Raw genomic sequence first — 12,196 nt, forward strand, 5'->3', positions numbered from 1 at the left:
AACGTTCTACTGTCGCAGATGAACATCATCCCCAACTGGCTGCGCCGCAGCGCCCATGCCGGCGGCGGTCAAGGCCTGGAAAAGACCAAGCTCACCATCGGCTTCATTCCGCTCACCGACTGTGCGCCGCTGGTGGTGGCCAAGGAGCGCGGCTACTTCGCCGACGTCGGACTGGAAGTGGAGCTGTCCAAAGAGACCTCCTGGGCCAATGTCCGCGACAAGGTGAGCATCGGCATTCTCGATGGCGCGCACATGCTCGCACCCATGCCGCTGGCGGCGAGCCTGGGCCTGGGCCCGAGCCAAAAGCCCACCGTCACGGCGCTGTCTTTGGACCTCAACGGCAACGCCATCACCGTGTCGCAGCCGCTGTACGAGCGCATGCGTGAGCTCGATGCCGGCGCCCTCAGCCACCGGCCCTGCAGCGCCCGGGCACTGGCCAGGGTCATCGCAGAGCGCAAGCAGCAAGGAGGCCGGCCGCTGACCTTTGCCGTGGTCTACCCCCTGTCCACCCATGCCTACGAGCTGCGCTACTGGCTCGGCGCCGCCGGCATCGACCCGGACCGGGACCTGAGCCTGGTGGTGGTGCCGCCGCCGCAGATGGTCACGCAACTGCGCGCCGGCAACGTCGACGGCTTCTGTGTCGGCGAGCCCTGGAACTCCGTCGCCGTCGCCGAGGGCCTGGGGCGGGTCCTCATCACCAACTACGAGCTCTGGAACAACAACCCGGAGAAGGTCTTCGGCGTCAACCTGGAGTGGGCGGAGCAGTATCCCAACACCCACCGCGCCCTGCTGACGGCGCTGCTGGAAGCGGCGCGCTGGACCGATGCCCACGAAAACCGCCCGACGGTGGCCGAGCTCATCGCCCAGGCCCGCTATGTGAATGCACCGGTGGCAACCGTGCGCCAGTCCATGACCGGCACCTTTCGCTATGCGCTGGACGAGCCGGCGGTGACGATGGCGGACTTCAACGTGTTCTTCCGCTTCGCCGCGACCTTTCCGTGGCGCTCCCATGCCCTGTGGTTTCTCACGCAGATGCTGCGCTGGGGCCAGATCGACCGTCCCATCGACCTCACCGCCACGGCGGCGGCCTGCTACCGCCCGGACCTGTACCGGGACGCCGCCGACACCCTCGGGCTCGCGCTGCCCGAGTGCGACCACAAGCCCGAAGGCCGGCACAGCCGCGGCTGGATGCTCACGGACGCCACCAGCCCCATCGCCATGGGGCCGGATCGCTTCTTCGACGGGCGGCGGTTCGACCCCCTCGACCCGGTGGGCTATCTGAGCGGCTTCGACGTCCATCACCGCGCCATCGCCCTGGACGCGCTGGCCGCCGCCAATGCCGGACCGGCGCCGAGCAGCGTCGCCGCCGGCGCCGACTGAAGCCAACGGCCCCGACGCAAACAATCAGCCGAGGGTTAGACACAAACACGCATCGACCCCGGTACCCGCCACCACCACGCGCACCGCACACCGACGCAGCGCGCGACGGGCAAGGCGACGGGGCCGGGCACCGCACCGACACGAGGCCACAAGCACCATGGCAAAAGAACGACTGGTCCTGGTGGGCAACGGCATGGCCGGCATGCGCACCATCGAAGAGCTGCTGCAGCTGGAGCCGGATCTCTACGACATCACCGTCTTCGGCGCCGAGCCGCACCCCAACTACAACCGCATCCTGCTCTCGCCGGTGCTCTCCGGCGAGAAGACCATCGACGAGATCATGCTCAACACCCGGGCGTGGTACGACGAGCACGCCATCACCCTGCACACCGGCGACCCGGTGGTGGACATCGATCGTAAGGCGCGCGTCGTCAGGAGCGAGCAGGGGCTGGCGGTGCCCTACGACCGCCTGATCCTGGCCACCGGCTCCTATCCCTTCATGATCCCGGTGCCCGGCGCCGAGCTACCGGGCGTGATGGGTTACCGCGACATCGCCGACGTGGATGCCATGATCGCCACCGCCCGGGAGCACAAGCGGGCGGTGGTCATCGGCGGCGGCCTGCTGGGACTGGAAGCGGCCTATGGCCTGCAGCAACGGGGCATGGACGTCACCGTGGTGCACCTGCTCGACAGCCTCATGGAGCGCCAGCTCGACAAGCCCGCCGCGGCGCTGCTACAGGCGTCCCTGGAGCAGCGGGGATTGCAGTTCCTGATGGAGGCGCAGACCGCGGCCATCGAGGGCGACGGCCGGGTCGAGCGGGTGCGCTTCAAGGACGGCACCGAGGTGGCGGCGGACTTGGTGGTCATGGCCGTGGGCATCCGTCCCAACATGGCACTGGCGCAACGGGCCGGCCTGCACTGCGAGCGCGGCATCGTCGTCGACGACACCATGCTCACCTACGACCCGCGCATCTACGCCATCGGCGAATGCGTGCAGCACCGCGGCCAGTGCTACGGCCTGGTGGCGCCGCTGTTCGAGCAGGCCAAGGTCTGCGCCAATCACCTGGCCCGGCTCGGCTACGGCCGCTACGAGGGCTCGGTCACCAGCACCAAGCTCAAGGTGACGGGCATCGACCTCTTCTCCGCCGGTAATTATCGCGGCGGCGAGGCGTGCGAGGAGATCCTATTCCAGGACCCGGGCGCCGGCGTCTACAAAAAGCTGGTCATCCAGGACAACAGGCTCACGGGCGCCGTGCTCTACGGCGACACCATCGACGGCGCCTGGTTCTTCCAGCTCATGCGCGAGGGCAGAGACATTTCCGGCATCCGCGAGGATCTGCTGTTCGGGCAGGCGCACCTGGGCGACGCCGGCCACGGCGGCCAGACCCAGGCCGCGGCCATGAGCGATGACATGCAGGTCTGCGACTGCAACGGCGTGTGCAAGGGCGAGATCGTGCGCGCCATCACCGCCAAAGGCTTATTCACACTCGACGACGTCAAGGCACACACCAAGGCGGCGGCGTCCTGTGGCTCCTGCACCGGGCTGGTGGAGCAGATCCTCGCCAATACCCTGGGCAGCGACTACTCCGTGCCCGAGGCCAAGCCGCTGTGCAAGTGCACCGACTACACCCACGATCAGGTGCGTGCGGCCATCCGGGACCAGCACCTGACCAGCATGGGCGACGTGTTCCAGGCGCTGGAATGGCGCCAGCCCGACGGCTGCCACGTCTGCCGCCCGGCCCTCAACTACTACCTCATCGCCACCTGGCCCAACGAGACCGCCGACGACAGCCAGAGCCGCTTCATCAACGAACGGGCCCATGCCAACATCCAAAAGGACGGCACCTACTCGGTGATCCCGCGCATCTTCGGCGGCGAGACCTCGCCTGCCCAGCTGCGCGCCATCGCCGCGGCCGCCGAGAAGTACGACGTGCGCACGGTCAAGATCACCGGCGGGCAGCGCATCGACCTGCTCGGGCTCACCAAGGAGCAGCTGCCGCACATCTGGAAAGACCTCACCGACGCCGGCTTCGTCTCCGGCCACGCCTACGGCAAGGCGCTGCGCACCGTCAAGACCTGCGTCGGCTCCGAATGGTGCCGCTTCGGTGTGCAGAACTCCACCCAGATGGGCATCGATCTGGAAGCGCTCACCTGGGGCTCCTGGACGCCGCACAAGTTCAAGATGGCCGTCTCCGGCTGCCCGCGCAACTGTGCCGAGGCCACCATCAAAGACTTCGGCGTGGTGGCCATCGAGTCCGGCTGGGAACTGCACGTGGGCGGCAACGGCGGCGTGAAGGTACGCGCCACCGACGTGCTCTGCCGCGTCGAGACCCCGGAGCAGGTAAAGGAATACTGCGGCGCCTTCATGCAGGTCTACCGCGAGGAGGCCCGCTACCTGGAGCGCACCGCGCCCTGGGTGGAGCGCGTCGGCATCGCCTATGTGCGCAAGCGTGTGGTGGACGACGAGGTCGGCCGCAAGGCGCTCTACAAGCGCTTCCTGGCGTCGCAAAAGCTAGCCCAGGTCGATCCATGGAAAGCGCGCGCCGCCGGCGCCGAGGCACATGAATTCACGCCGCTGCACGAGGCCAATGGCTGACACCCCGCAAGCGCTGTCAGCACCGCCGCCGCAGCACAAGCCCAACCATCGACACGCGAGACGAACCACATGAGCGCCGTGATGGCCGAGCACACCTGGGTCGACATCGGCCCCATCGCCAGCATTCCGCGCCTCGGCGCCCGGGTGCTGAAGCGCAACGGCGTTGACATCGCCGTGTTCCGCAACGCCGAAGACGAGGTCTTCGCGCTGCTGAACCGCTGCCCGCACAAGGGCGGCCCGCTGTCGGAGGGTATCGTCTACGGCCGCACCGTCGCCTGCCCGCTGCACAACCTTTGCATGGACCTCGCCACCGGCCAGGCACAGGCGCCGGACGAGGGTCGGGCGGCAACCTTTGCGGTTCGCATCGACGGCGACCGGGTGCTGGTCTCCATGACACCGGTCTGAGCCCCCAAATCGGTGCGGCGGTCCGCCGCATCCCAGACACCACCACGGCGGCGCACGCCAGCGGCCGCTCCCCGCGGGCCGGGCGCGCAGCAGGGCGCGCCGCAACACGAACGCAACCATGGATCACCGGCCGATGAGCAACGCCCCCGTTCGCACCACCTGCCCCTACTGCGGCGTCGGCTGCGGCCTGCTGGTGACGCCGGGCGCCGATGGCACCAGCGCGCAGGTCACCGGCGACCCGGACCATCCCGCCAACGGCGGTCGCCTGTGCTCCAAGGGCGCCGCCCTGGGCGATACCCTGGCCACCGACGGCCGGCTGCTGCAGCCGCGCATCGGTGATCAGCCGGTGAGCTGGGACCAGGCGCTGGCACGGGTGGCGCAAGGCTTCAAGCAGGTCATCGACCGCCATGGGCCCGATGCGGTCGCCTTCTACGTCTCCGGCCAGCTGCTCACCGAAGACTACTATGTCGCCAACAAGCTGATGAAGGGCTTCATCGGCGGCGCCAACATCGACACCAACTCGCGCCTGTGCATGGCCTCCAGTGTCGCCGGCTACAAGCGCGCCTTCGGCGCCGACACCGTGCCCTGCGACTACACAGACCTGGAGCAGGCGCAACTGATCCTTTTGGTGGGTGCCAACACCGCCTGGTGCCATCCGGTGCTCTATCAACGCCTCAAGCAGGCCAAAAAGGACCATCCGCAGCGCAAGATCGTCGTCATCGACCCGCGGCGCACCGCCACCTGCGAGATCGCCGACCTGCATCTGGCCCTGGCCCCCGGCACCGACACCCTGCTCTTCAACGGCCTGCTCAACTGGCTGAAGCGCGAAGACGCGGTGGACTGGGACTTTCTGGAACAGCACACCGAGGGCTTCGCCGCCGCCTTCAAGGCGGCCCGCACCAGCGCCGGCTCGGTGCCCGTGGTCGCCGCCGGCTGCGGCCTGCCGGAGAGCCAGGTGGCCGAGCTCTATCGGCTGTTCACCAGCACCGAGCACGTGCTGACCCTCTACAGCCAGGGCGTCAATCAGTGGTCCTGCGGCACCGACAAGGTCAACGCCATCATCAACTGCCACCTCGCCAGCGGGCGCATCGGCCGCCCCGGCATGGGGCCCTTCTCCATCACCGGTCAGCCCAACGCCATGGGCGGCCGCGAGGTGGGCGGACTCGCCAACCAGCTGGCGGCACACATGGACTTCGCCGCGGACGATGTGGACCGGGTCGGGCGCTTCTGGGGCGCCGCACGCATGGCCACCGCGCCGGGCCTCAAGGCCGTGGATCTGCTCGAGGCGGTGGGCGCGGGCCGCATCAAGGCCATCTGGATCATGGCCACGAACCCCGCCGTCAGCATGCCGGACGCGGACCGGGTGCGTGTAGCGCTCCAGGCCTGCGAGTTCGTGGTCTGCTCCGAGATGTTCGCCGACACCGACACCGCCAGAACGGCCGACGTGCTGCTGCCCGCCGCCGGCTGGGGCGAGAAGGACGGCACCGTCACCAACTCGGAGCGGCGCATCTCCCGGCAGCGGGCCTTTCTTGCGCCGCCCGGCGAAGTGCGGCCGGACTGGTGGATCATCACCCAGGTGGCCCGCCGCCTGGGCTTCGCCCACGCCTTCGCCTATCAGAGCGCCGCGGATGTCTTCCGCGAGCACGCGGCCCTGTCGGCGTTCGAGAACCACGGCCGCCGGGACTTCGACATCGGTCAGCTCGCGAGCTTGAGCGACGCCGACTACGCTGCCCTGCCCCCCACCCAGTGGCCCTGTCCGGCAACCCCAGCGGCCGGCCGGCAGCCCCCGCGCATCTTCGCCGACGCCCGCTTCTACACCCCCAGCGGCAAGGCCCGGCTGGTGGCGGTGACGCCGCGCCCGCCGGCGACGGCGCCGGACGACGACTATCCGCTCGCACTCAACAGCGGCCGCATCCGCGATCAATGGCACACCATGACCCGCACCGGTCTCGCCCCCCGGCTCGCGAGCCACATCAGCGAGCCCTTCGTGCAGGTGCACCCGGTGGATGCCACCGCCCAGGGCCTGGCGCACGGCGCCCTGGCGGAGCTCGTCAGCCGTTGGGGCCGGATGCTCGCACGGGTGCAGGTGGACGCGGACCAGCGCCCGGGGTCAGTCTTCGTGCCCATGCACTGGAGCGACGCGCTGGCCCGCCTCGCCCGCGCCGATGCGCTGGTGAGCCCGGCGCTGGACCCGATCTCCGGTCAGCCGGAGCTCAAGCACACGCCGGTGCGGGTGCGTCCCTTCCGCGCCGCCTGGTACGGTTTCGTGCTAAGCCGCGAGCGCATTGCGCTGGACGACGCGCGCTACTGCGTCGCCGTGCGCGCCGAGCAACACTGGCGCCTGGAGATCGCCGGCAGCGCGCCGATGCCGGACTGGGCCGCCTGGGCGCGTTGGCACCTCGGCACCGACGGCGACTGGCTGGACTTCGTCGATCCCACCCACGGCCGCTACCGCGGCGCCCGCCTCCTGCACGGGCGCCTGCAGGCCTGTGTCTTCATCGCACCCACACCGAGCCTGCCCCGCAGCGGCTGGCTCGCCGACCTGTTCGGGCAAAGCCAGCTCGACGCCGCCGCCCGCGCCGGCCTCCTCGCCGGGCGGCCGCCGCGCGGTCAGGCCGACGCCGGCGAGACCATTTGCGCCTGCTTCAACGTTGGCCAGAACACCCTCATCGAGGCCATCCGCAGCGCCGGGCTCGACACCGCCGAGGCGCTGGGGGCGGCGCTGCAGGCCGGCACCAACTGCGGCTCGTGCATTCCAGAGCTGAATCGGCTGCTCGCCAACGTCCGCCGCGCCGCCTGAGCGCAGCAGGTGACCCGGGCGCCGCCCGGCCTGGGCCCGCGGCGCTCGCATCGGCGCCCTTGCCCACCGGCACGGATTGCCCGCGAAGCCGGCTCACGGCAAGCTCCGCTGCCGGCGCATCGATGGCCGCTAGCCTGCGCGCCGCCGGGTGTTGAACTGCGCCGGCCGCTCGGCATGCCCATGGCGCGCTTGTTGGGCTTGGCGCGCTTGGTGGGCTTGGCGATACTGCGCCGGGGTGGTGCCGTACCAGACCTTGAACGCCTTGAAGAAGGTGCCCACATCGCCGTAGCCCAATCGCTGGGCAACATCAATGAAGGTGATGGCTTCCCGCTGCAACAGGCTCAATGCAAACTCGCGGCGAACATCATCCTGCAGGTCTTTCAGTGAAACGCCTTCGTCTGCGAGCCGGCGCTGCAAGGTGCGCGGGCTTGTGCAGAGCGATATGGCGATGTCCGACACTTTGATCCGGCCGGTGCTCATGTTGCATTGGATACAGGCTTTGACGAGGGCGGCAAAGCTCGAGCCCTCCTCGGCCGTGTCGGCCACCAGCTCGCGGGCGTCGACACGATTGCGGAACGATTGCATGGTCGGCGAGGTCAACGGCGTCGCACGCAGCGCGGCATGCGTGTATCTGATGCTGTTCTTGTTGGTGAGATCGATGCGGCAGCCCAGATGCTGCTCGTACAAAGGGAGATCCGGCACCGGCGCTTTGAGCGTCACCACCACGGGCTTTGCGGGGTCGCGGTAGGTGACGCGCTGCATTTCCACCAGCCACGAAAACGTCAGCAGGGCGCCTACGCTGTCCATGTCCGGCCGTGGGCCGGCGTGATGCAGCGAAAAATATCGGCCATCGCTGGTGCTGTTGAGTGTGTTGGGGGAGGTGTCGCCCTTGTATTTGACCAGCAGCTTGAGGGCGGCACCAAAATTGGCGGCGGCATGAAAGCCGTAATAGGTGACGCCGCAGGGCACGCGCGTATAGGCCACAGCCAGACGCAGACCAAAGTCGGGCTTGCCATCCACTTGCGCCGCCGCGGCGAATAGACGATAGAGCTCGTCCTCTCCACCGGTTATGGCGTCAATGTACTGCAGTGCCGGATCCAATTCGGCATTCAGCAGGATTTGGGTGAGGTCCAGCCGCATCAGTCTGAATGCGTGCAGCGGGGCCCATAGGGGATAAGCTTTTTGCCGCATGGTGTTTGCCCTGAAACGTGGAAGGGGCAACGCTACCACCGCGACGCTGTCAGTGCCACAGGCGATCCGCGATTTTGGCCAATTTGGCGCGCTTCGCCATTAAATTGGCGCGTTTTACCAATGATTGTCCCGTCATTGCGCCGTTTGTCGGGAGTGCCGGGGACGCGCCGGGCGGTCGGCACACAGGGCGCGATCGGCTGCGGCAGCTGGGGGATCGGCAGCAAACACGCCGGCGCCGCGGTCGTCAGCGCCCGATCAGGCGGCGATCCGCTTGGACACCACAGGGCGACGGACTACCCGTCAATTCGTACGGGAATCGCCCGCGGACCGATGACGACGGCAGGCATGCCCGCTTGGGTGCTGACCAGCTTCACCAGGATTTGTCCGTTGCGGTCTTCAAAGGCCTCTTCGACCCGCGTCTCGGGCAAGTCGAGTAATGACTCGAGGACTTGCCGCAGTGGCTCGTTATTCGCGCTAATCTTGATCTTCTCGTCGCTCTAACCGGCTGAAAATTCGCGATAGTGTATGTACTCTACTGGAATCCCGAAGAGCCAAGATAACAAAGTAGTATTAAGCAATCTCGAACGAATCCACTGAGAAAGCCACAACCGGCTTCCATCGAGTATTGATCGATCAAGCATCTACAAACCATGCCACTGATCGCCTTCGATGCCTGCCTGGCGAAGGATACGCTGCAGCAGCGCGACCGAAATATCTCCGAGGTGGGGGTTCGGTAGGGTCAGCCGCTGGTCGCCCCGCAGCATGAACAGGTGCTTCCCTCCAGGAAAGGGACCTTCAAAACCCGCTTTGCGCAGCTTTCTGATCAGCTCGGCGTGACTGATCGCCAGAAATTTGGGCATCAGGCCACTTCGGCGTCGATCTCGGCGATTTCGACGTTGCCCAACGGCGGGATCGGCAACGAGCGCTTAACGCTGAGCAACAGCCAACCCTCGACCGCCTCCTTGAGCTCGGCGCGACAGGCCTCCAGGGACTCGGCGCTTGCCCAAACGCCGGGAAGCTCCGGGATTTCACCGTAGTAGGGCGCCGCCGGGTCTTCGATCAGTTCGTAACGGGCGCGAGCCAGCGCTGCGTCGATGTACTCTGTAAGCATTGTTCAGCGGGTAGACAATTGGATTGAGGGTGCGTGTCAGCCACCATCTGGGCTCTGAGCCTATCGAGGGATGCTTGACCGGTCAACTATGATATGAGCCCGTGAGCAGCTCAGCCACCAGAGAGCGGATCGTGGCGACGGCCCTAGGAGGGCGTCCTGTTGATGGCCAAGGCACACAAAGACCGCTCCTGGAGGCATTCCTGGCCGCGGTCGGGTATTTCCAGGGCGGCACCAAGCTGTCCCCACAGCTCACCGCCATGATCCGTTACCTGGTCTCCAGCTCCGCGCGGTGCCGCTTCTGCATCGACCTCAACGAGGGTTGGCTGATGCAGATGGGCCTGGACCTTGATCGGCTGCGCGCAGCCCGGGACAACCCGGCCCAGGCGCCTCTACCGCCCAACGAGCTGACGCTGCTGAAACTCGCACTCACCGCCGTCAAGGACCAGGACCTGATCACCGCCGAGCTGATCGACGAGGCCAAGGCAGCAGGCTGGGACGAGCGGGCCGTCTTCGACGCGGTGGTTGCAGCGGCCAATAACAGGGCGCTGAACACCGTGCTGCGGAGCTTCAAAGTCGAGACCCAGAGAGGTTTTCTCTTTAGAACTCACTTTTATGTGCGCGAAATAGGTTGAAGTCCCCAGCATGATCGAGAAACAGCCAAATATCAGGGTTCTCGAACATTAGAGAGAGTTGATGCGATTGCTTTGGGGGGATCTAGCGAAGAAAGCCGTGAACCGGGATCCATAATCAATACAGTTCGGCCTCAATGCGCTCATTCGCACAAAGACCATGCAGGCGCCGATGGAAGGTCAACAAGACCGCGGCGTGACGCTTCGCGGTCAGAGCGTACAGGGCATCATACACGGGATGGTCCAGCGCAGCGGCAAGCGTCAGGACTTCGGGGAACAAGGCAGCGTCGTCGACGAACAGATCGATCAGTGCCATTGCCTCATGATGCCGATCGACAATATCACTTGCCGATACCACCCCGGCGCGGGCGTACTGCCAAAGCGCATTGCCGACCTCGGCACGCAACAATGTCGGCGCAATCACGGTGGTCGCCTCGGCGATACGAGAAAGCAGCGCGGGCTGTGCGTTCGAATCCATAACGGCGCGAACGGCCGCGGACGCATCAAGGATGACCGTGCTTGTCACCGCCGTTCTCGATCTTCACGCAGCAGCGCCTCAGGCGTGGGCGCATCTGCTGGCAGGCAGCGGTTGCTTGCCGCCAGCATGGCAACGATCCGTTGGCGACGCCGCGCGGTGTCGATGAGCCCCAACGCGCGTCGAAGCTCAACAACCGCTTGTTGAGAAAGGCTACGATGTTCGGCCCTGGCCGCCGCGGCAACGCCTTGGTAAACATCGTCCGGCAAGTCGCGAATCTGAAGCGCTGGCATAGATGCATCTCGCATGTACTTTTCATGCATCACGCTATCCCCTGCCGCAACCTTCGTCAAGCAGCAGTGACCTGCTGGGCGATCAAGTCAGCTGTTCCAGATCGAAGCCCACCACCGCGCGTTGCTCGCGGCTGAACTCAACACCGATCAGGACGTCGAGGGCGCGGCGCATGCCACACCTGCTGGGCCGGGTGGGACCGGGCTGGGCCGGGCGCGGCAGCACCCCCGCCGTCGACGCGGGGCTGGGAATCAATGACTGAGTCGTTGCAGGCAACAGATGTGAATGGGCTATTGGCGACACGCGCCAATGCCATGACGAAATGCGCCAATGCCATGGCAAAGCGCGCCAAAACCGTTGGTTGTGCCCTCACCTGCTGAATGGTCGATCCGCCGACGCTACCACCGCGACGCTGCCAGTGCTATCGGCGATGGGCGATTTTGGCCAATGTGGCGCACTTTGCCCTGAATTTGGCGCGTTTGACCAATGATTGCCTCGTCATTGCCCCGTTTGCCGGCAAAACCAGGGACGCGCCGGGCGGTAGTTACACAGGGAGAGGTCGGCTGCGGCAGTTGGGGGATCGGCAGCAAACACCCCGGCGCCGTGGTCCGCTTACGCCACAGGGCGACGGACTGCCCGTCAATTCGTACGGGAATCGCCCGCGGACTGATGACAACGGCAGGCGTGCCGGACGCGCTGGTCGCGCCGGAGACGGCGGCATTGCTGTCGGGTCACGGCCATCCTTGAGTGTGCGCCATGGCAACGGCGGCGCGCGGCGGCGCGCGAACAGGCGCTAGCGGCTTGGGATGCGGAACACCGGTGTGTATCATGGTCGCGTACTTCACCGGAGCGGCCCGCATGCCTGAGATGCCAACCGCCGTTGACCTGCTCGATCCGAAGAACGACTACGTCGTCTTTCGCGTCTTCTCCGAGGAGCCCGCGCTGCTGGTCGACCTGATCAATGTCGTGCGCAGCGACGAGCCGCCGATCGTCGAGGTCAGTCTGCTCAACCCGCGCCTCACGCCCGAGCGGCTCAGCGGTAAGCAGTTGGTGCTCGATCTCAGGGCCATCGACGAGCAGCGCCGGCACTACACTATCGAGATGCAGGTTCGACGCTTCGCGGCTTGGAGCGCGCGCGGCATCCTGTATCTGGCGCGCCTGCTGAGCGAGCAGCTCGAGGCCGGTGAGGGCTACCAGCGCCTCAAGCCCGTGGTCGGGATTCACCTGCTCGACTTCACCTTGTTCGAGGCGCCGGAGCAGGCCGAGCAGGCGCTGTGGTGCTTTGAGATGCGCGATCGCGCCCGCCCGGATGTGCGCC

General features: G+C 66.6%; 11 protein-coding genes. 6 read left to right on the plus strand and 5 right to left on the minus strand.

All coding sequences use genetic code 11. The features are described 5' to 3' along the window. Positions 1 to 18 precede the first annotated feature (18 nt). The 4 genes from QZ588_RS02425 (at position 19) to QZ588_RS02440 (ending at position 7,181) form a co-directional block, all read left to right on the plus strand. Positions 19 to 1,380, plus strand: a complete 1,362-nt coding sequence (locus QZ588_RS02425; protein WP_295539438.1) for a CmpA/NrtA family ABC transporter substrate-binding protein — start codon at positions 19 to 21, stop codon at positions 1,378 to 1,380. Between the two features lie 157 nt (positions 1,381 to 1,537). Further along, positions 1,538 to 3,976 (plus strand): nitrite reductase large subunit NirB, encoded by a 2,439-nt coding sequence (gene nirB / locus QZ588_RS02430; RefSeq protein ID WP_295539441.1) that lies wholly within the window; start codon positions 1,538 to 1,540, stop codon positions 3,974 to 3,976. A 69-nt stretch (positions 3,977 to 4,045) separates the two neighbouring features. After that, the gene (gene nirD / locus QZ588_RS02435; protein WP_295539444.1) at positions 4,046 to 4,381 is read left to right on the plus strand and encodes a nitrite reductase small subunit NirD; all 336 of its coding nucleotides are present in this window, start codon (positions 4,046 to 4,048) and stop codon (positions 4,379 to 4,381) included. Positions 4,382 to 4,514: 133 nt separating this feature from the next. Continuing rightward, on the plus strand, positions 4,515 to 7,181 hold the full coding sequence (locus QZ588_RS02440; RefSeq protein ID WP_295539447.1) for a nitrate reductase: 2,667 nt from the start codon (positions 4,515 to 4,517) through the stop codon (positions 7,179 to 7,181). Between the two features lie 129 nt (positions 7,182 to 7,310). Here the strand turns inward: QZ588_RS02440 and QZ588_RS02445 are convergent, their stop codons facing one another. From QZ588_RS02445 to QZ588_RS02455, 3 genes are all read right to left on the minus strand, one after another. Then, positions 7,311 to 8,321, minus strand: a complete 1,011-nt coding sequence (locus QZ588_RS02445; RefSeq protein ID WP_295539449.1) for an AraC family transcriptional regulator — start codon at positions 8,319 to 8,321, stop codon at positions 7,311 to 7,313. 692 nt (positions 8,322 to 9,013) lie between these two features. After that, on the minus strand, positions 9,014 to 9,232 hold the full coding sequence (locus QZ588_RS02450; protein WP_295539452.1) for a type II toxin-antitoxin system HicA family toxin: 219 nt from the start codon (positions 9,230 to 9,232) through the stop codon (positions 9,014 to 9,016). Continuing rightward, a complete protein-coding gene (locus QZ588_RS02455) occupies positions 9,232 to 9,483 on the minus strand; it encodes a type II toxin-antitoxin system HicB family antitoxin (protein ID WP_295539455.1) in 252 nt (83 codons plus the stop codon). Before QZ588_RS02455 ends, QZ588_RS02450 begins: the two co-directional genes overlap by 1 nt. Positions 9,484 to 9,584: 101 nt before the next feature. Here QZ588_RS02455 and QZ588_RS02460 point away from each other — a divergent pair, with 101 nt between their 5' ends. Continuing rightward, positions 9,585 to 10,115, plus strand: coding sequence for a hypothetical protein (locus tag QZ588_RS02460; RefSeq protein ID WP_295539457.1), 531 nt, complete (start codon positions 9,585 to 9,587; stop codon positions 10,113 to 10,115). Positions 10,116 to 10,230: 115 nt separating this feature from the next. Here QZ588_RS02460 and QZ588_RS02465 read toward each other — a convergent pair whose 3' ends face one another. Further along, a complete protein-coding gene (locus tag QZ588_RS02465) occupies positions 10,231 to 10,638 on the minus strand; it encodes a type II toxin-antitoxin system VapC family toxin (RefSeq protein WP_295539459.1) in 408 nt (135 codons plus the stop codon). Continuing rightward, positions 10,635 to 10,910 (minus strand): hypothetical protein, encoded by a 276-nt coding sequence (locus QZ588_RS02470; protein WP_295539462.1) that lies wholly within the window; start codon positions 10,908 to 10,910, stop codon positions 10,635 to 10,637. Before QZ588_RS02470 ends, QZ588_RS02465 begins: the two co-directional genes overlap by 4 nt. A gap of 826 nt (positions 10,911 to 11,736) precedes the next feature. On the opposite strand from QZ588_RS02470, the gene QZ588_RS02475 reads away from it, so the two are divergent. Further along, positions 11,737 to 12,196, plus strand: a 460-nt coding sequence (locus tag QZ588_RS02475; RefSeq protein WP_295539465.1) for an Rpn family recombination-promoting nuclease/putative transposase, incomplete at its 3' end; no start/stop codon positions are given.

It is taken from the genome of uncultured Thiohalocapsa sp. (genome assembly GCF_913062725.1).
Lineage (GTDB): Bacteria > Pseudomonadota > Gammaproteobacteria > Chromatiales > Chromatiaceae > Thiohalocapsa.